Source organism: Bartonella tamiae Th239 (genome assembly GCF_000278275.1).
GTDB lineage: Bacteria > Pseudomonadota > Alphaproteobacteria > Rhizobiales > Rhizobiaceae > Bartonella > Bartonella tamiae.
In genome coordinates this window covers 1,641,188-1,660,924 of sequence record NZ_JH725147.1, presented here as the reverse complement: position 1 = coordinate 1,660,924, position 19,737 = coordinate 1,641,188, and the positions used below count along the sequence as shown (strand labels likewise).

Annotated in this window: 21 protein-coding genes; 13 read left to right on the top strand and 8 right to left on the bottom strand. The window is 36.8% G+C overall.

Annotation, left to right across the window (positions count from 1 at the left end; genetic code table 11):
• Window positions 1-11 precede the first annotated feature (11 nt).
• Window positions 12-803 (bottom strand): TSUP family transporter, encoded by a 792-nt coding sequence (locus ME5_RS07490; protein WP_008039876.1) that lies wholly within the window; start codon window positions 801-803, stop codon window positions 12-14.
• A gap of 156 nt (window positions 804-959) precedes the next feature.
• On the opposite strand from ME5_RS07490, the gene ME5_RS07485 reads away from it, so the two are divergent.
• The 3 genes from ME5_RS07485 to cobM are packed head-to-tail and all read left to right on the top strand — an operon-like array spanning window position 960 to window position 2,547.
• Window positions 960-1,388, top strand: coding sequence for a tellurite resistance TerB family protein (locus ME5_RS07485; RefSeq protein WP_008039875.1), 429 nt, complete (start codon window positions 960-962; stop codon window positions 1,386-1,388).
• A gap of 15 nt (window positions 1,389-1,403) precedes the next feature.
• The gene (locus ME5_RS07480) at window positions 1,404-1,769 is read left to right on the top strand and encodes a cobalamin biosynthesis protein (protein WP_008039874.1); all 366 of its coding nucleotides are present in this window, start codon (window positions 1,404-1,406) and stop codon (window positions 1,767-1,769) included.
• A 1-nt stretch (window position 1,770) separates the two neighbouring features.
• On the top strand, window positions 1,771-2,547 hold the full coding sequence (gene cobM, locus ME5_RS07475) for a precorrin-4 C(11)-methyltransferase (RefSeq protein ID WP_008039873.1): 777 nt from the start codon (window positions 1,771-1,773) through the stop codon (window positions 2,545-2,547).
• On the opposite strand, the gene ME5_RS07470 is transcribed toward cobM, so the two are convergent.
• Window positions 2,487-3,266 carry a cobalt-precorrin-6A reductase gene (locus ME5_RS07470; RefSeq protein WP_245256510.1) on the bottom strand — a complete coding sequence of 260 codons (780 nt, stop codon included), beginning with the start codon at window positions 3,264-3,266 and terminating at the stop codon, window positions 2,487-2,489. The genes cobM and ME5_RS07470 overlap by 61 nt on opposite strands.
• Window positions 3,253-4,359 carry a cobalt-precorrin-5B (C(1))-methyltransferase gene (locus tag ME5_RS07465; protein WP_008039870.1) on the bottom strand — a complete coding sequence of 369 codons (1,107 nt, stop codon included), beginning with the start codon at window positions 4,357-4,359 and terminating at the stop codon, window positions 3,253-3,255. The genes ME5_RS07470 and ME5_RS07465 overlap by 14 nt, the downstream gene beginning before the upstream one ends.
• A gap of 110 nt (window positions 4,360-4,469) precedes the next feature.
• On the opposite strand from ME5_RS07465, the gene cobA reads away from it, so the two are divergent.
• From cobA to cbiB, 4 genes are all read left to right on the top strand, one after another.
• Window positions 4,470-5,273 carry a uroporphyrinogen-III C-methyltransferase gene (gene cobA / locus ME5_RS07460; protein WP_008039868.1) on the top strand — a complete coding sequence of 268 codons (804 nt, stop codon included), beginning with the start codon at window positions 4,470-4,472 and terminating at the stop codon, window positions 5,271-5,273.
• A gap of 1 nt (window position 5,274) precedes the next feature.
• Window positions 5,275-6,570 carry a cobyrinic acid a,c-diamide synthase CobB gene (locus ME5_RS07455; RefSeq protein WP_008039866.1) on the top strand — a complete coding sequence of 432 codons (1,296 nt, stop codon included), beginning with the start codon at window positions 5,275-5,277 and terminating at the stop codon, window positions 6,568-6,570.
• A gap of 159 nt (window positions 6,571-6,729) precedes the next feature.
• Window positions 6,730-7,965 carry an MFS transporter gene (locus ME5_RS07450; protein WP_008039864.1) on the top strand — a complete coding sequence of 412 codons (1,236 nt, stop codon included), beginning with the start codon at window positions 6,730-6,732 and terminating at the stop codon, window positions 7,963-7,965.
• A gap of 12 nt (window positions 7,966-7,977) precedes the next feature.
• Window positions 7,978-8,958 carry an adenosylcobinamide-phosphate synthase CbiB gene (gene cbiB, locus ME5_RS07445; protein ID WP_008039862.1) on the top strand — a complete coding sequence of 327 codons (981 nt, stop codon included), beginning with the start codon at window positions 7,978-7,980 and terminating at the stop codon, window positions 8,956-8,958.
• A gap of 468 nt (window positions 8,959-9,426) precedes the next feature.
• Here the strand turns inward: cbiB and ME5_RS07440 are convergent, their stop codons facing one another.
• From ME5_RS07440 to grxB, 3 genes are all read right to left on the bottom strand, one after another.
• Entirely contained in the window at window positions 9,427-10,641 is a 1,215-nt protein-coding gene (locus tag ME5_RS07440; RefSeq protein WP_008039860.1) for an NADP-dependent isocitrate dehydrogenase, read from the bottom strand.
• A 77-nt stretch (window positions 10,642-10,718) separates the two neighbouring features.
• Window positions 10,719-11,069, bottom strand: coding sequence for a DMT family protein (locus ME5_RS07435; protein WP_008039858.1), 351 nt, complete (start codon window positions 11,067-11,069; stop codon window positions 10,719-10,721).
• A 48-nt stretch (window positions 11,070-11,117) separates the two neighbouring features.
• Window positions 11,118-11,765: a glutaredoxin 2 gene (gene grxB / locus ME5_RS07430; RefSeq protein ID WP_008039856.1), complete on the bottom strand. Its 648-nt coding sequence runs from the start codon at window positions 11,763-11,765 to the stop codon at window positions 11,118-11,120.
• 194 nt (window positions 11,766-11,959) lie between these two features.
• Between grxB and ME5_RS07425 the strand changes: the two genes are divergently transcribed.
• Both ME5_RS07425 and ME5_RS07420 read left to right on the top strand, forming a co-directional pair.
• Window positions 11,960-12,715, top strand: a complete 756-nt coding sequence (locus ME5_RS07425; RefSeq protein WP_008039854.1) for a YbaY family lipoprotein — start codon at window positions 11,960-11,962, stop codon at window positions 12,713-12,715.
• A gap of 174 nt (window positions 12,716-12,889) precedes the next feature.
• Window positions 12,890-14,080, top strand: coding sequence for a GNAT family N-acetyltransferase (locus tag ME5_RS07420; protein WP_008039852.1), 1,191 nt, complete (start codon window positions 12,890-12,892; stop codon window positions 14,078-14,080).
• A gap of 145 nt (window positions 14,081-14,225) precedes the next feature.
• Here ME5_RS07420 and ME5_RS07415 read toward each other — a convergent pair whose 3' ends face one another.
• Window positions 14,226-15,395, bottom strand: coding sequence for an MFS transporter (locus tag ME5_RS07415; RefSeq protein WP_008039851.1), 1,170 nt, complete (start codon window positions 15,393-15,395; stop codon window positions 14,226-14,228).
• A 98-nt stretch (window positions 15,396-15,493) separates the two neighbouring features.
• On the opposite strand from ME5_RS07415, the gene ME5_RS07410 reads away from it, so the two are divergent.
• Complete coding sequence (locus tag ME5_RS07410; RefSeq protein ID WP_008039850.1) at window positions 15,494-15,847, top strand: winged helix-turn-helix transcriptional regulator; 354 nt, start codon at window positions 15,494-15,496, stop codon at window positions 15,845-15,847.
• 51 nt (window positions 15,848-15,898) lie between these two features.
• Here the strand turns inward: ME5_RS07410 and ME5_RS07405 are convergent, their stop codons facing one another.
• Window positions 15,899-16,615, bottom strand: a complete 717-nt coding sequence (locus ME5_RS07405; RefSeq protein ID WP_008039849.1) for a FadR/GntR family transcriptional regulator — start codon at window positions 16,613-16,615, stop codon at window positions 15,899-15,901.
• A gap of 121 nt (window positions 16,616-16,736) precedes the next feature.
• On the opposite strand from ME5_RS07405, the gene ME5_RS07400 reads away from it, so the two are divergent.
• From ME5_RS07400 to ME5_RS07390, 3 genes are all read left to right on the top strand, one after another.
• Window positions 16,737-17,489 carry an SDR family oxidoreductase gene (locus ME5_RS07400; RefSeq protein ID WP_008039848.1) on the top strand — a complete coding sequence of 251 codons (753 nt, stop codon included), beginning with the start codon at window positions 16,737-16,739 and terminating at the stop codon, window positions 17,487-17,489.
• A gap of 18 nt (window positions 17,490-17,507) precedes the next feature.
• Window positions 17,508-18,350, top strand: coding sequence for a fumarylacetoacetate hydrolase family protein (locus ME5_RS07395; protein WP_008039847.1), 843 nt, complete (start codon window positions 17,508-17,510; stop codon window positions 18,348-18,350).
• A 73-nt stretch (window positions 18,351-18,423) separates the two neighbouring features.
• Window positions 18,424-19,710: an MFS transporter gene (locus ME5_RS07390; protein WP_008039846.1), complete on the top strand. Its 1,287-nt coding sequence runs from the start codon at window positions 18,424-18,426 to the stop codon at window positions 19,708-19,710.
• Window positions 19,711-19,737 lie beyond the last annotated feature (27 nt).

The following is a 19,737-nucleotide window of genomic DNA, read 5'->3' as shown; positions in this document are numbered from 1 at the left end:
ATCAAATTTTTTTAAAGATGCAAAAAAATACGCAATGGATTATGAGGATCGCTTAAAAGTTTTATTGCAAGAATGAGGGAGATAATGACGAGTAAAGGTTTAATAAGTTTTGCGCCTGTTCTTAAAGCCAGTTGAGCGCCAATTTGGGCTCCAATAAATTGAGCAACGCCCATAACCAGACCAATGCGAAAATCGATTGAGCCTATGAAAGCAAAGGTTAAAAATCCTCCTAAATTGGAAGTAAAATTGAGTAATTTTGTATGTGCTGTGGCTTTTAAAATGCCATATCCTGCAAGCCCAATAAAGGCTAGCATGTAAAAAGAGCCTGCACCCGGTCCAAATATACCATCGTAAAATCCAATAATCGGGACAATTATGCATGCAAAAAGAATAGGGCGGATACGTTGTGCCTTGTCCACATCATTGAGATTTGGCTTTAGCGTAAAATAGAGAGCAACTATGATAAGAAGAAAAGGTAAAAATATTTGCAAAACTGTGATAGGCAACAAAAACGCCATCATGGCACCAATGACTGATCCTATAAATGCCAGCAAAGCTTGGTTCCATTGCTTATAAATATTCACCTGTCCGGCTCGTGCATAAGCAAGTGTTGCTGAAAAAGAACCAAAAAGTGATTGTAATTTATTTGTGCCAAGAGCAGTGATTGGTTGTACACCTGTTAAAAGAAGTATAGGAATTGTTATGAGACCGCCGCCACCAGCTATAGAATCGATAATACCTGCAATAAATGCTGAAACGATAAGAATGAGTGTCGTCGGATCGATTAAAAAAGCAAACATCATAAATTATTCCAAAAATGATATGGACTATAAGTAACTTTCATTAATTGACCATAGATATACATAAATTACCGATACGGCTCTTGTTTTTTATATGAAGTCTTGGCACTTATTATTGTGAATTTAACGTGGATATAAGTATCGTGACAGGAGATCTTGATGTTTGAAGGCATCGCAAATTATTTTTCTCGCCATAACGCCGTACGTAAGGTGGCTGAGGATCCTGCTACAGCAGCTGAATTATTGCTTCTCATTCATTTAGGTTTTGCTGATGGCGAACATTCTGCAAGAGAAACTGCTGTATTTTCGCAAATAGCGGAAGAACAATTTAACATACCGCATGAAGCGCTTCCTGAAGTTATTAAATATCTATATGATTTTGGTTATGAAACAACCACAGGTCAAGCGGCTGCGCTTTTTGCAGATATGGCACCTGAAAGACGTATTTCTTTAATTGAAAATTTAATGGCAATTGCTGCTGCTGACCGTCATATTGATGCCGATGAGGTTGCTCTTATTCAAAGAATTGCTGCAATTTTAGGCGTGACACCAGAAGAAGTTGTTGCTGCGCGCCGTCGTTCAGTTTAATTCAAGGATAAGGTCTTGCAATCACTCGTTATGGGAATTGGACTATCGTCTAGAGCAAATAAAGTAGATATTCAAATGATTCTGAAGATGATTCATGATGTTAAAGTGACAGCACTTGCAACGCTTAAAAGCAAAGAGGATCATCCCATTATACAGTCATTATCTTCAGTATTATCTGTGTCACTTTTGTCTTTTGATGTTCAAGACTTAGAAAATCAAACAGCTTTTGTGAAAAATCCTTCTTCTTATCTTTTTCATAGAATTGGTTGTCACAGTGTTTGCGAAGCAGCCGCATTGGCCGCTTGTGGAAAAAATTCCCAATTATTGCTTGAAAAAACAAAAATTGGCGGTTTAACATTAGCTTTAGCGCGATCTTATTAACATGACAGTCTATTTTATTGGTGCAGGACCGGGTGCTGCGGATCTTATAACATTAAGAGGTTTTAATCTTATTAAAAGATGCCCAATCTGCCTTTATGCAGGTTCACTTGTATCCGATATGCTCATTGCTGAGGTTTCACCGACTGCAAAATGCATAAATACAGCTCATCTTCATTTACAACAAATTATAGATGAAATCAAAAAAGCTCACGATCAAGGCCATGATATTGCACGGCTTCATTCTGGAGATCCGTCACTTTATGGGGCAATCAATGAACAAATACAAGCGCTTAAAATTTTGGAAATTCCTTTTGAGATTGTTCCGGGCGTTCCTTCATTTACAGCTGCAGCAGCAGCAATGAAACTAGAATTAACACTTCCAGGGATTAACCAATCAGTTATTTTAACACGTACGTCGGTTCGTTCTTCTGCGATGCCTGATTTAGAAACTTTAAAAAATCTTGCTCAATCAAAAGCAACTATGGTTATTCATTTATCCATTCAAAATCTTACAAAAATACAAGATGATCTTATCCCAATTTTTGGTGAGGAGTGTCCAGTTGTTGTTGCTTATCGTATCAGTTGGCCTGATGAAATTATTCTTCGTGCAAATTTATCAAATATATCAGAAAAAATAGCCGAAACATCGATTAAAAAAACCGCTCTTATATTTATTGGTCGTGGCTTGCACGATAGTCATTTAACACACTCATATCTTTATAGTGAAGAAGCTGCATATTTACGGACAAAAGCAAGAACTTCTTCAACAGATGAATAGGATTGAGTGTTTGTTTGCAAAAATTTATGAATCATAATCACTGGTATGTTTAGGAAACGTGCAGCTTTTATTTTAGCATAAGAGGCTATTCCACCTGAGTTTCTGCATATAATAGAATCAAAATTATGCTTCATTAAAAAAAGTTTTTCTGATTCATAAGAGCCAGGTTTTTCTAAGATTATATGTAAATTATCATGAGAAGCTTTATCATTGAACTGATCCACCATTCTTGCGATAAAAGAGACATCTTTTCGTTTAAGAAATGAATGTAAATATTGTCGTCCAATGGCTAAAAAACATTTGCTTTGAAAGGGTATTTTTTGTGCGGCTTCTTCAAGATTGTAAACAACGTGCCAGTTATCGCCCTTGACAGGCTGCCATGGTTGTCGTTCCAAACGTATATAAGAGATATTTGTAAAATTTGCAGCTTGAACGGCGTGTTCGCTTATCGTTTGAGCAAAAGGATGCGTAGCGTCAATAATGACTCCTATATTTTCAGATTGGACAAAATTTATAAGTCCATCTCTTCCACCAAAACCACCGATACGATAGTTTCCATCGGGAAGGCGGGGATGAACTGTACGACCTGCCAAAGACGAAAGAAAGTCTAAATGATTTTTGAAAAAAAGTTGTGCTAATTTATAGGCTTCTTGGGTTCCACCTAAGAGCAATATTTTTTTATATTTGGCTTTATTCTTGGTCATATTATATTTTTGCAAGAATTTTGCCTTTTCTATCCGTGATGATAACTTCAACATTAACGGGTGCATCACGTAACGTTTTTTTTGCTATTTTTTGCACTTCAAGAGCAATTGGTGTGGCAATATCAATATTTTCCTGAAGCGTCATATCAAGGACTTCTTTTGCTGTATTTGCATTTAAAATTCGTTCTTTAAATGTTTCGTTTAAACCTGCGTTATGTGCAATCATCCATAAAAAATCTTTGTCAACTTGGCTTTTTGATGAGTGAAGGTCAAGATGCCCTTGTGCAAGTTTTGTAAATTTTGCAAAACCGCCCGATAAAGTAAGACGATCTATGGGGTGATTGTGTAAATATTTAAGCACTCCACCTACAAAGTCTCCCATATCAAGTAAAGCAAAATCAGGCAAATGATATAGGGATTGGGCTGCATCCTCTGATGTTGATCCCGTTGCAGCAATAACATGCTTTACACCTTCAGCACGTGCAACATCTATGCCGCGATGTATTGAATGGATCCAAGCAGAGCATGAAAAAGGATGCACAACGCCGGTTGTTCCTAAAATGGAAATTCCGCCTTCTATTCCTAAACGTGGATTCCATGTCTTTTTTGCAATTTCTTGTCCATTTGGAACACTTATCGTAATAACAAGATCAGCTGGAAGACCATATTCAGCACAAATTTCTTCACAAATTGTTTGCATGAGTTGTCTCGGTACTGGATTGATTGCAGCCTCTCCAACAGAAATTGGTAAACCAGGTCGTGTAACTGTCCCTACTCCATCACCTGCTTTAAATATAATGCCATTATTGGGTGGTGCAGGATGGACAATAGATATAATAGTTGCGCCATTTGTGACATCAGGATCATCTCCCGCATCTTTAATAATTCCAGCGAGGGCATATCCTTCACCAATGCTACTCAATGAAAGCTGAAAATAAGGAACATCCCCTTTAGGCAGAATAATACCTACAGGATCAGGAAACTCACCAGTGATAAGGGCTGTTAAAGCTGCTTTTGTTGCGGCTGTAGCGCAAGCACCTGTTGTCCATCCTTTTCTTAAGGGACGATTTTTCATGATTTGTCGGGAGTTTTCTTTTTCTGTCATCATCTTTTATAAGCGGACTATATAAAATTTTACAGTGATATTAATCTTCTCAATAGATAAAAGAAAGCATACATTGATTCTTATCCCTTAAAAAAGCAGTAGAAAGTTTAACGATGGAAGCAAAACAATGCTTCAATTTACCTGATTTTAATCCTGGAAATGTTTGGCTCGTTGGCGCAGGTCCTGGCGATCCTGGTTTGCTTACCCTTCATAGCGTGAATGCTATTCAACAGGCGGATCATATATTGTATGATGCGCTTGTTGATCCTGCTTGCCTGCGTTTGGCTAAATCCGATTGTTTTCTTGAATTTGCTGGAAAACGCGGTGGACAACCTTCATTAAAGCAAAATGAAATTACTGAAAGAATGATTTCTTTGGCTAAAGAAGGAAAGCGAGTTTTAAGGCTTAAAGGCGGCGACCCTTTCGTTTTCGGTCGTGGTGGTGAAGAGGCAGTCGCTTTAGCAAAAGCGGGTATTTGTTTTCGAATTGTACCTGGTATTACAGCGGGTATTGCAGGTCCTGCATATGCAGGTATTCCCGTTACCCATCGTTCGATAAATCAAAGTGTCACTTTTTTAACTGGACATGATTCTTGTGGTGAAATTCCAAGTGCATTTGATTGGCAGGCTATTGCAAAAGCTTCCCCCGTACTTGTTCTTTATATGGCGATGAAACATATACATGATATAGCTGATAAACTTATACAAGCAGGCAGAGATGCTCATGATCCAGTTGTTTTTGTATCAAATGCTACAATGAAAAATCAAGAAGTTGTTGAAACGACCTTAAAAGATATAGCTCAGTGCGTAAAAAAACATAAAATTTTTCCTCCAGCTATTGTGATTATAGGTGAAGTTGCCTCCATGCGTTCTCTTCTTGGTTGGTTGCCGCTCAATGGCAATAATGGTGAGGTATAATATGTCAGGATTTATGATAAGCGCTGCGAGTTCTGGTTCAGGAAAAACGGTTATTACTCTTGCTTTGATGCGTGCTTTAAAAAATATGGGTATTAAGATTGCTCCAGCAAAAGCTGGTCCAGATTTTATTGATCCAGCTTTTCACAAAGCTGCGATAGGCACTGAAAGTATAAACCTTGATTGTTGGGCAATGCGTCCTGATTTAGTGAAGTCCTTGTCACAATATCATACTAAGACAGATAAAATGCTGATTGTTGAAGGAATGATGGGTTTATATGATGGTGCGATTAATGGTTGCGGATCGTCTGCTGTATTAGCGCAAACACTTGATTTACCAATAGTTTTTATCGTTGATTGTGCGCGACAATCTCATTCAGTCGCCGCACTTGTCAAAGGTTTTCAATCTTATATGGACGGTGTTCATTTATCGGCTATTCTTTTGAACAATATTGGGAGCCAACGTCATGAATATATGATCCGTGAAGCTTTAAAACCGTTAAATATCCCTGTTATAGGAGCAGTTTATAAAAATAAAGATTTGAACTTACCATCACGACATTTAGGCTTAATACAAGCCAGTGAATATTGTGAACTTGAGTCATTTATTTTAAATGCGGCCCAAATCATAACACAAAGTGTAGACCTAAAAACACTGATTAATTTATCTCAAAAAAGAAGTGATCGATATTTTCCACAAACACTCCCACAATTTGCACCTTTAGGTCATCATGTAGCTGTGGCACATGATGATGCTTTTCGTTTTGTATATCCACATTTGCTTAATGGGTGGCATGCTAAAGGTGCTGAAATATCTTTTTTTTCACCATTAAATGATGAAGGTCCTTCTTTAAATTGTGATGCGGTTTATTTAAGTGGAGGTTATCCAGAACTTTACGCAGAAAGATTATCAGTAGCTGTGCATTTTAAAAAAGTCATGAAAGCAAAAAAAAATGAAGGTACACGTATTTATGGTGAATGTGGTGGCTATATGGTTTTGGGTGAATCAATAGAAGATTCCAATGGTCATCACCATCCACAACTTGGATTTTTACCATTAAAAACAAGTTTTAAAGAAGCAAAACTTCATTTAGGTTATCGTACTCTCAAACCTAAAAGTAGTTTTTTAGGTGACAAATGGTTTCGTGCTCATGAATTTCATTATGCTTCAATCGTATCACAAGGTCATGCTCAACCATTATTTGAGGCCTTTGATGCGTTAAATAAGCCTCTTGGATATGTCGGCATGCATAATAAAAATATTGCAGGTTCATTTATGCATATTATGGATATTGAATGAAAGCAAAAGTCGGTTTAAATAGAGCATTCATTAAATTGAAAAAATACTCCGATAAGAGTCGGGCAGTGTGTTAAGATAATTGATAGTTTACAAGGTTCGATTGTCTTGATGTTTTAAAATGACATATAATTACCAATACAAATGGCTCACAACCTAAATATGAGAATGGGTTTACCAGTGGCGGAATATGAAATAAACAAAATCAATCCAGCAAATGATATTGATCCAAGATCGCGTCGTATTGCCATGTTTGCCTTAGCCGTTGGTGGTTTTTCCATTGGTACGGCAGAATTTGTGGCTATGGGACTGCAACCTGAAATGGCGGTAAGTACAAATGTCGATATTCCTACTGCTGGGCAATATATTTCTGCATATGCTTTAGGCGTGGTTGTTGGCGCACCAGTATTGGCTGTTGCAACAGCCAAATTATCACGTAAATTTGTTTTAATTGCGTTAATGCTTTGTTATGCACTCTTTAATGCGGCAAGTGCTTTTGCAACAAATTTTGATGCTTTAGTGACATTGCGTTTTATTAGTGGTTTACCTCATGGGATTTATTTTGGTGTTGCAGCAATAGCGGCAGCTTCAATGGTTGAAGTAAAACAGCGTGCAAAAGCTGTGGGCAGTGTGGTTCTAGGTTTAACAGTGGCAACTGTTGTCGGCGCGCCTTTGGCAACATGGATTGGTCAACAGATTGGTTGGGAGTCTGCTTTTATTATTGTTGGTGGCATAGCTCTTTTAACAGCACTCCTTATTTGGCGATTTTTGCCTTATATGCCGACAGCTATTGGTGCCAGTCCATTAACCGAACTTGGCGCTTTAAAACAAAAACAGGTCTGGTTACTGTTAGCCACAGTCTCAATTGGCTCTGCGGGTTTATTTACTGTGTTTACATATATCAAATCCATTCTAATGGAAGTTTCTGGCGTGTCGATTGGTTGGGTACCATTGATCATGCCTCTTCTTGGAATAGGTATGGTTGCTGGAAATATATTTGGACCGCGTCTTGCTATAAGATTTGGTGGCATGCGTACAATATTTTTCGCTATGTTATGGAGTAGTTTTGCCTTTTTCTTGTTTTTCTTTCTTTCACGTTCTGGCATTACAGCTGCAATTGGTTGTTTTTTAGTAGGTACTGCTTTTGCCAGTATGCCCTCTATTCAAACGCGAATTATGGATGTAGCAGGTAAAGCGCAAACACTTGCAGGAGCATTAGTACAGTCTGCGTTTAATGTGGCAAATGCCTTAGGTGCTGAATCAGGAGCGACACTTTTAAAAATGGGGTATCATTATCAATATACAGCCCTTTTGGCGAGCGGTTTAACCTTTACAGGTTTGATGATTTTTACCTTTTCATGGTATTTGGAAAAGCGCGATCAAAGCGCATTAAAATAGGATGATACTTTCTTGGAACGCCTTTTAATTTTGATTTTGGCGTTAATTATTGATCGCATTGTGGGGGATCCGCATTGCTTATGGAAAAGAATCCCTCATCCTGTTGCAATTATTGGACATTTGATCGCTTTTTTAGAAAAAAAAATAAATAAAAAAAGGTTTTCTTCACGATTAAAACGCGTATTGGGTTTTTTTATGCTTTTGTTTCTTTTATTCGGAGCATTTGCATTTGGAATGGTAATTCATCTTATAATTTTATATGCTTCATGGTTTGGTTTGCTGATTGAAGCTTGTGTTGCTTGTATATTTTTTGCGCAAAAAAGTTTAAGCGATCATGTTTTGAATGTGAAAGAAGCTTTTTCACAAGATGGTTTAAAAAAAGCGCAAAAAGCTGTCTCAATGATTGTTGGGCGCAATACTGAAATGCTTGATGAAAGTGCTATTTGTCGCGCGACAATAGAGAGTTTGGCTGAAAATAGTTCTGATGGTGTTATTGCACCTGTTTTTTGGTATATTCTGTTTGGTCTGCCAGGCTTGATCGGGTATAAAACATTAAATACTGCGGATTCGATGATTGGTTATAAAAATGACCGTTACCGAGAATTTGGCTGGGCATCGGCACGTTTAGATGACGTTGCAAATTTTATACCAGCGCGATTAACAGCTTTGATTACTTTAATAGCTTTAAAATTTTGGCATCATAAAACATCATTTTATAGAGCTCTCCATGTTATCCTTAAAGATGCTAATAATCATCGTTCACCTAATGCAGGCTGGCCAGAATGTGCTTACGCAGGAGGTTTGAATATTCAGCTCGCAGGACCTCGATATTATGATTGTGTTCATGTAAATGAACCATTCCAAAATTTTAATGGCACCATAGCAAAACCAAATGACATTACACGTGCTTTACATCTATTTTATCAGTCTATGAATGTGTTGCTTAGTCTATTAATTTTTAGCCTTGTTATATATTCGTTGATTTCACTTTGAAAATATTAATCACTATTTTTACCAGTGGGATCTCTTTGTATATCTTTTACAACTTTTAAAGCACATGGAATGTTGATGATTAAAAGAAGGATAAAAAATCCAAATAAGGCAGGAGATGCCGATATTTTAATAATTGCACCACCATGGTGAACAAGTTGAGAGAAAAAATGCGTCTGTTATTAAAATAAAGGCGGCATAAATATAAGAAAAAATCAGTATGAAAGCTTAACAGACAATACTCATTTTTTAGTTATGGGTCATATAGGGAATGGTTGAAAACATAACGTTTCTTGATCTGTCTAAGCCAAAAAATTTAACAGTATATCTCCAATGACAACTGTACAAAAAGAGACTTTCATAAAATAAAACCCACTGTCGGAAACAATGGGTTTCAATATTAAGTTTACTCAGACTTTTTGAGGTTTTTTAAAAAATATATGTCCTCGTTGATTAAGCGAAATATTACCTTTAAGCAGCCATCGCTTTTTGTAGATTTTCATCAATTTTATCTAGAAAACCAGTTGTTGAAAGCCATTTTTGATTAGGACCAATCAAAAGTGCAAGATCTTTCGTCATAAACCCAGATTCGACAGTTTCAATACATACTTTTTCCAGTGTTTCAGCAAATTTTTTCAGTGCATCATTCTTGTCCAACTTGGCACGATGCGCAAGCCCACGCGTCCATGCAAAAATAGATGCTATAGAATTTGTTGAAGTTTCTTCGCCTTTTTGATATTGGCGATAATGACGGGTTACTGTGCCGTGAGCGGCTTCTGCTTCAACTGTTTGTCCATCGGGGCTTAATAAAACAGAAGTCATCAAACCTAAAGAGCCAAAACCTTGAGCAACTATGTCTGATTGTACGTCTCCATCGTAATTTTTACATGCCCAAACATAACCACCAGACCATTTAAGTGCTGATGCTACCATGTCATCAATCAAACGATGTTCATAAGTGAGTTTGCGTTTTTCAAATTCGTCTTTAAATTCAGCATCAAAAACATCTTGGAAAATATCTTTAAACCGACCGTCATAGGCTTTCAAAATAGTATTTTTGGTTGAAAGATAAACAGGCACATTTCTTTGAAGTCCATAATTAAATGACGCACGTGCAAAATCACGAATTGATTCATCTAAATTATACATTGCTAATGCAACACCTGCGCCTGGTGCATCATAGACATCATGTTCAATAACATTACCATCGTCCCCGACAAATTTAATCGATAATTTGCCTTTGCTAGGAAATTTGAAATCTGTAGCTTTATATTGGTCCCCAAAAGCATGGCGTCCAACAATAATTGGTTTTGTCCATCCTGGAACAAGGCGTGGAACATTTTCACAAATGATGGGCTCACGGAAAATAACGCCACCCAGAATGTTTCTGATTGTTCCGTTAGGGGACTTCCACATTTTTTTAAGATTGAATTCTTTAACGCGCGCTTCATCAGGTGTAATGGTCGCACATTTTACACCAACACCATATTGTTTAATTGCATTGGCTGAATCAACTGTGACTTGATCTTGCGTAGCATCACGATTTTCGATTGAAAGATCATAATATTTCAGATCAATATCAAGATAGGGATGAATGAGTTTGTCTTTAATATATTGCCAGATAATACGTGTCATCTCGTCGCCGTCGAGCTCAACGACGGGATTTTCGACTTTGATCTTTGCCATAAGATGTTCCTCTTTCAATTTTAAATTACAGATAAGTATATCATTCACAAATCTTGAGTCAAAAGGCATATTAAGGATTATAACGGACCTTTGAACACAAAATATGCACCGACAATGATGAATCCAAAACCCACAAAATGATTTATAGTCAATTTTTCACCAAGATACAGAATAGAAAAAATTGCAAATATCAATAAGGTGATCACTTCCTGTATGGTTTTTAACTGAGCTGCACTATAAACATCATGTCCAAGACGATTGGCGGGGACTGCAAGACAATATTCAAAAAAGGCTATAGCCCAACTCACAATAATGACAAGTAACAAAGGTTTATTGGTAAATTTTAAATGCCCGTACCACGCAAATGTCATGAAAATATTGGAAAGCAACAACAGTCCAATTGGTGCGAGATAAGGAAATAATGTCATTTTGTTGTAAATCCTAAGATTTATGAAATTGCTGTTGGTTCGCCTTTATTATAGAGCACGATCAAAATAAAGATGAACATTTGTCAAATGCGAAATATGTTCAATATAGTCTTTCACAGTTTCTGGAATGTATAAATCTTTAACAATTGTTAAATTGCGCAAATGCGGGAATATCATCACATCATCCCATTTTAAGTTTTCCTTTTTTTCAGGTAAATTTGGTAAAGTCTTTAACATTTTCTCAACACTCTTTTTGTGTATTTGGGTTTGTTTTATTGCTTCATCAAAGGTCATACCAAGTAATTTTTCTTTTTTTGTTTGAAAATAGTTGATTGCTGATTGTGTAGAAAACTCAGGAAGTCCAGCCTTAACATTACGTGGAAATAATAGCGCATATATAGATTTGGATGCGCTAAATATATGACTAGTTATTATTTTTTCTTTATCTGTTTGTGGTAGCACACTTTGACTTTTTGTACCGATTTCATCAAATATATGCGCAATTTCTAGGCTTTCAGCAATTGCTGTTTTATCGTCAAATTCGAGTATAGGAACTTGTTTTGAATTGATCAGACGCATACATGTTTCAACATCATCATTTTGTAAAATATTTTTTTCTACATCTATATTTTTATAATGAGCGAGCATGAGTGTACGAACGCAAAAAGGACAGTGATCATAATAATAAAGTTTCATTATTAACTCCCAATTATTCCTCAGTTTTTGTTTTTTGTAAGAAGATATAAATATAACAAAATTTTAAGATAATTTTCTTTGCTTTTGCCATAATTTAAAAATTTTTTTCACTTATTTATATTTTGATTTTGATCGAACAATTTGCCATGTCAATAATTATGGCTTTATAAACTTACACAGAAAGGAATACTATCATGCTTTTTTTGCGGCGTCTATTCATAGCAGGTGTTGCTCTTAGCGCAATTACGGGGTCTGTTATAAGCGCGCATGCAACAACCTTATATTTGAAAGGTGATGTTGTCTATCGTGAACGTATGGCATTACCCGAAAACGCAGAGGTAGAGGTTTCACTAAATGATGTGTCCTTGGCGGATGCACCATCGACGACAATTTCATCAGCTATATTTAAACCTCATGCATCAAGTCCTATTCCTTATGAATTAAAGTTTGATTCTGCTGTTATTGATCCAAAACATCGTTATGCTTTGCAGGCGAGAATTAGTGTTGATGGAAAGTTACTTTTTGTTACAACTGAAAACCATGCCGTTTTTGCAGGAGATGATAATGACACGCAAATATTTGTTAAGATGGTAGCAGCAGCACCTGAAACATTTAATCGTATGCAACTTGTTGGAGATTGGATTATTAAAGACATAGATGATAAAAAATCTGAAGGTAGCGCCCCTTTAACAATTACGTTTTCTCAAGATGGCCTTTCTAGTATTTATGCTGGATGTAATCGAATGTCTTCGGCTGTAACGATTGATGCCTCAAAAATGGTATTCGGTACGATTATGGCGACGAGAATGGCATGTGATGATGTTTTGATGAAGCAAGAACAACAACTTTCTAAAATTATCAGTCGTGTACAAAACTACACCTTAAAAGATGGTACTTTAACCTTACTTGATGCTCAATCAAAACCTTTACTTGTTTTATCTCGTGAATGATTTTTGTTACATACATGCGCGTGATTTAGCGCGCATGTTTTTATAAAGGATATTGAATATACTCTATTTAAAATCTCTATCGTTTCTTAATTTTTTAATGACAATATTAAATTTAATATTTAATTTAAAAACATACTAAAATGGATATTAATGAATATGTGATAGGTGTCTTTTATGACTGCGCTTGAGCAAAATGGTTTGGAATTGCGCGTTGGTGGTGGAGCCAGTCATATTCATAAAACTGATTGGAAATTTTGCGGAACAGAGCGGTTTCATTCAAATTTTAATCCCTTTTTATCTCATGCGTTTTTATCAGCTTTAGAACGCTCACATTCAGTAGGACAGGGGACTGGATGGGATCCTCAATTCTTGCGACTTTATAATGAAAGCGGACAATTAAACGCTCTTGTACCCTGTTACATAAAAACGCATTCACAGGGAGAATATGTATTTGATCATATTTGGGCAGATGCTTTTGAACAAGCAGGGGGCCATTATTATCCAAAGTTACAAATTTCTGTCCCTTTTACTCCAGTAACGGGACCAAAATTGCTCAGTGTTAAAAAACATAGGAAACAGAATCAAATAGCTTTAACCGATTATTTGAAACAGCTTGTTGATTTTAATGGTTTATCATCTGCTCATATAACATTTCTTGAAAAAAATGAATGTGAATTATTAAAGACGCAAGGCTTTCTTATTCGAAAGGATCGTCAATATCATTTTTGTAATGAAGGTTATTCAAATTTTGATGAATTTTTGCAAAATCTTTCTTCGCGTAAACGCAAAGTCATAAAGCGAGAGCGTCGTGCGGTTCTTGAACAAGGCATAGATATAGAATGGCTTTCAGGTCGTGATTTAACAGAAGAAATTTGGGATGATTTTTTTGTTTTTTATCAAGATACAGGATCACGAAAATGGGGGTATCCTTATTTAACACGGATGTTTTATTCACTTATTGGACAGGAAATGGGCGATGATATTGTTTTAATGATTGCAAAACGCAATGGAAAACGCATAGCTGGTGCGATTAATTTTATTGGTGCAGATCGTCTTTATGGACGACATTGGGGGGCCATAGAAGATCACCCCTTTCTTCACTTTGAACTATGTTACTATCAAGCCATTGATTATGCAATTGCACATAAAATAAGCGTTGTAGAAGCAGGCGCGCAAGGGGAGCATAAAATACAGCGTGGTTACTTACCCATCGAAACATATTCAGCACATTACTTTACGAATGATAGCATGCAAAATGCAGTCAAGGGATTTTTAAAAGAAGAAACAAAAGCACTTTATGAAATTCATCATGAGCTGTTAAAACTTTCTCCTTTTAAATCTTTGGATAAAATTTCGAAATCATGATTGAAAAATGACTGATGATTAAGTTTTTTGTTTTCATTCAAATAATGCTAATTTTCAAAAAATCAGAAATTCATGAAGTGTAATTCTAAAATATGATATTATGAGAGAATTGTTTATTCTCTCATAATATTTCGAAAAATGTCTTTTAAGACAAATTTTCTGTTTTTTTCTTTTTCGATATAATTGATGATAAAACTGCAAGAATAAAAGCACCGATTGAAAGACAACCTCCTGCCCAATTTGGTGCGGCATAGCCAAAACCTGTTGCGATGACAAGACCACCTAACCATGCACCAAGCGCATTGCCAAGATTAAAGAATCCAATATTGACTGCCGATGCGAGATTTGCTGCACCTGCTGCTGTTGCATTATCCATAACAAGACGTTGTATTGGTGAAACAGTTGCAAAACCAAAAGCTGCCATAAGAAAAACACAAAGAGCCGTCGCCACTTGACTTTCAACAACTAAATAGAAAATAAACAAGACAACAGCCTGTCCAATCAATGTTGCATAAAGAAGAGGCATGAGTGCTTTATCAGCAAGTTTTCCACCAATATAATTTCCTATGAACAGACCAAAACCAAAAAGTAAAAGTAGGACTGTGACACCATTTTCTGAAAAACCAGAAATATTGGATGCCATAGGGGCAATGTAAGTGATTGATGTAAAAAAAGCTGCTGGTCCTAAAATAGTTATTCCCATAGCAAGCAAGACATGAATATCTGCAAAAGCAAATAATTCTTTTTTTAATGAGGGCGGTTGATGATTTTTGGTTTTTGGAACCAGAATAAGTGTTGTAATGAAAGAAACTACACCAATTATCATGATCACAAAAAAAGTTGCACGCCAACTCCACATATGACTGAACCACGTGCCTGCTGGTATGCCGACTAGATTGGCAACGGCAAGTCCGCTAAACATAAAGGCTATGGCACTTGTACGCTTGTTTGGTGCAACAATGTCAGCAGCCAATATAGAGCCAATGCCAAAAAAGACGCCGTGACAAAGTGCTGTAACCGCCCGACCAACCAGTGCCATAGGATAGTTTAATGAAAAAGTGGTAAGAAAATTACCGATAATAAAAAGTCCCATTGCAATGAGGAGCATTTTTTTCTTTTCGACTTTTGCACCCAAAATCATGAGTAAAGGGGCACCAATAAAAACCCCTAATGCGTATGTAGTCGCCATATTTCCAGCACTTGATACCGAAATTTTAAACTCATTGGCAATTCCCGGCAAAAGTCCAGCAATGATAAACTCTGTCGTACCGATTCCAAATGCGCCTATTGCTAAGGCCCATAAAGCTTTTGGCATGATGTTTCCTTTCTTTGATATATGGGTAAAATCTAGTACGATAGAGAAGAATATGCTAGAAGGTACTTTTTAGGTAAATAGACACTAAAAGGTTACCTATGACTAAATTTATTGATGGTCGCTTTGTTTTTGAAGAAAATTGTCCTGCACGACGTGTAATGGAAATTTTTTCAAGCAAACGGACAAGCATCGTTCTGCATATTCTTTACCATTGGCCTGAAGGTAAATGCCGCACGGGTGAATTACAGCGTGCTATTCCTGGAATTTCAAAAAAAATGTTTGTGCAAACATTGCGTGAGACGGAGTCCTATGGTCTCATTAGCCGTCATGTCTATACTGTTGTGCCGCCAAACGTTGAATATGCTTTAACGCCACTTGGCTTGAGGTTTAGCGGGCCTATTGAGTTTTTATTTTCATGGGGGAAAAAACTCAGAAACATTGGATATTTATGAAAAAAATAAACTTTAACGATTTTTATCTTCTTATTTTTTTATAATAATAGTTTAATCTATTCCTCTTGAAAAAATATTAATAACATTTTGGATGTGTTTTTTCATTGCATCATAAGCGCATTGTGAGTTACGTTGTTGAATAGCCAAAAGAATTTCATAGTGTTCTAATTGTGAACGTAAAGGCATATCCTGTGGTGTATAAAGTTTCTGCAACCCACCAAAAATTTCAGTGTATTGTTGTCCTAAAAGATATTTTAGAAAAAAAACATAGGCTGCATTTTGAGCAGCTTCGGCTATTCGAATATGAAAAAGTCGATCACCTATATGATCTGTTGATTGTTCAAGATTATCTGCGACATTCATGAGATAAGCTTCCTTAATCTTTTGTATCTGTTCTTCTGTTCGATTTTGTGCGGCTTTTTGTGCAAGGAAGGGTTCAAGATTTAGACGAGCTTCTAAAAGCTCAAAAGGTGTTATTTCTTTATGATCTTTTAAATATGGCTCTAATAGTGGATGAATTTTTGGTGCTAAATGGGTTTCATGCGTCATTTTGGTTCTAGAGATATAAACACCGCTGCCAACCTTTACTTGTACGATTTGCGAAACTTCCAAAGCAATAATGGCTTCTCTTATGGATGTGCGGCTAACATTAAAAATTTCAGCCAACTCTCGTTCTGAAGGGAGCTTTTCGCCGAGTTTATAAAGCCCCTTTTTAATATCTTCTTTTATGGCGCGTACAATATTTTGGTATAATCTGGCTGTATTCATAAAAAATCTTTCTTTAAAAACGTTCTTGCCAAACAAACAATTTCATTGTTAACTGGTATGGCAGAAAAAATTGGTCTAACCAATATGGAAAAATGACAATGAAGTCATAATAGGAGGAAAGATGCGTCTCAATAAAAAAAGATGTGTCATTACAGCTGCAGCACAAGGGATAGGTCGTGCTTCAGCGTTGAAATTTGCAGCCGAAGGCGCGCAAGTTATCGCTACTGACATTAATGAAGAACATTTGGCAAGTTTACGCCGAGAAAATCCGTCCATTGAAACATCAAAGCTCGACGTGACTGATGTTGGAGCGATTACGTCATTTATAGAAAAAATAGGTGTAATTGATGTTTTGTTCAATTGTGCAGGATGGGTACCTGCCGGCACAATTGAAGAGTGTGATGAAGAGCAATGGAAACGGGCTTTTGCCATAAATGTTGATCCTATGTATCATTTGATTAAAGGTTTTTTGCCTTTGATGTTAAAAAATAGTGGCGGTTCAATTATTAATATGTCTTCTGCGGCTTCTAGTATAAAAGGTGTTCCTAATCGCTTTTCCTATAGTGCAACAAAAGCCGCCGTGCTTGGTATTACGCGTGCTGTTGCAGCGGATTATGTCAAAAAAGGCATAAGATGTAATGCCATTTGTCCAGGAACAGTTGATTCACCCTCATTGCGTCAACGTATATCCGTTCAAGCCAAAGAGGAAAATAGATCAGAAAAAGAAGTGTATGAGCAATTTGTTGCGCGTCAACCTATGGGGCGTATCGGCAACGTTGATGAAATTGCAGCTTTGGCAGTTTATCTTGCCAGTGATGAATCAGCATTTACGACTGGAACAATCAATATGATTGACGGTGGTTGGACCAATTAATAATTCGGGAGAAATACTATGAAATTGATGCGCTACGGTAACAAAGGACATGAAAAGCCAGCTATTGTGGATAATCATGGCATAATTCGTGATCTTTCTTCAATCGTTAAAGATATTGATGGTCATATGCTGGCCAATGAGCTTCATAAAATTCGTGAAATTGATATTTCAACTTTGCCAATGGTTGAAGACAATGTCCGTATCGGTGCATGTGTTGCAAATATTGGTAAATTTATCTGTATTGGATTGAACTACTCTGATCATGCAGCTGAAACGAATGCGGCTATTCCTGAAGAACCAGTTATTTTTAATAAATGGACGAGTGCAATTATAGGGCCTAATGATGATGTGGAGATACCACGTGGTTCTACAAAAACCGATTGGGAAGTTGAACTTGGTGTCGTCATTGGAAGAGGAGGGCGTTACATTGATGAAGCCAATGCTCTTGATCATGTTGCAGGTTATTGTGTTATAAATGACGTTTCTGAGCGTGAGTATCAATTAGAACGCGGCGGTACGTGGGATAAAGGTAAAGGCTGTGATACTTTTGGTCCCATAGGTCCTTGGCTTGTTACAAAAGACGAGATTATTAATCCACAAAATCTTCATATTTGGTTAGAGGTTGATGGGAAACGTTATCAAGATGGTAACACTAATAAAATGATTTTTTCTGTCCAAACGATTGTCAGTTATCTAAGTCGTTTTATGAGTTTGCAGCCTGGTGATGTTATTTCAACAGGAACGCCTCCAGGTGTTGGTCTTGGTCAAAAACCACCTGTTTATTTGAAAGCGGGGCAAACCATGAAACTTGGGATTGACGGTTTAGGTTTTCAAACACAAAAAGTGGTATCTGCGGATTAAAATATAAAAAATTTAAGACACTGTCACATGTGGGAATGTGGCAGATAAAATTGATAATTAGGGAGGAGATCGTATGAAAACGACGACGGCTTATGAAAACCCGTTGCTAAATCAAGCTGTTAGCAAAACATGGCTGCGGCTTATGCCGCTTCTCTTTATTCTTTATTTTGTTGCATTTATTGACCGTGTTAATATTGGATTTGCCAAAGATGCGATGCAATCTGATATTCATCTTTCCAATAGTGCTTATGCGCTTGGAGCGGGTATATTCTTTGCAGCTTATGCATTATTTGGAGTTCCTGCCAATCTTATTCTCAACAAGATTGGAGCGCGGATCTGGATCAGCTTGACGACTGCTGTTTGGGGTGTCTTATCAGCATTGACTGGTTTTATAACAAGCGAATTCCAATTTATTGTTTTGCGTTTTTTACTTGGTCTTGCAGAAGCTGGTTTTTATCCAGGAATTCTTCTGATGGCATCGATATTTTTTCCAGATAAAGTGCGTGGATCTGTTGTGGGTGCTTTTGTCCTTGCTGTACCATTTGCCTTAGCACTTGGCTCTCCTATTTCAGGTGCTTTATTAGAACTTCATGGATTTTTAGGTCATGCTGGTTGGACATGGATGTTTTTTCTTGAAGGATTACCTGCAGCATTTATTGGAATATTTTGTTTTTTTTATCTTGATGATAAACCAGCAACAGCGCGCTTTCTTACACATGAAGAAAGAAAAGTGCTGTCTGGACAGATTAATCAAGAAAACAAAAAACAGCAGATAAGTAAAGTTTCAGATGCGATTAAAAGTCCAGCGGTTTGGCATTTAGCATTGATATATGGTTTCTTGCAAATTGGTGTTTACGGTATGATTTTTTTCTTACCTTCACAAGTTGCAACATTAATGGGAACAACTCTTGGTTTTAAAGCTTCACTTGTTGCTGCTATACCCTATATTGCTGCTTTTTTTGGGGTTTATTATATTCCCCGTTTCACAGATAAACTACCATCAAGACGTATATCTGTTTCAACATTCATTGTTGTTTTGGCAGCGATTGGATTGACGGTTTCGGCTTTTGCGCCTGCTTTTATTGCGCTCATTGGTTTATCTGTCGCAGCTGTTGGTTTTATTGCTGTTCAGCCTATTTTTTGGACTTTTCCACCTCAGGTTTTGTCAGGGGCTGCGCTTGCAGCTGGGATTGGATTTTGTACAATGATTGGTGCAGTTGGTAGCTTTTTTGCCCCCATTATTCGTGCAGAAACAGAAAATTTTTTTCAAAATGAAACAGCTGGATTAATTACACTTACAATTTTCTCATTAATTTGTGCGGCAATGATTTTTGGTTTTTCCAAAAAATCTCACAATTAATGTCAATGAAATGATAACGGAACATTA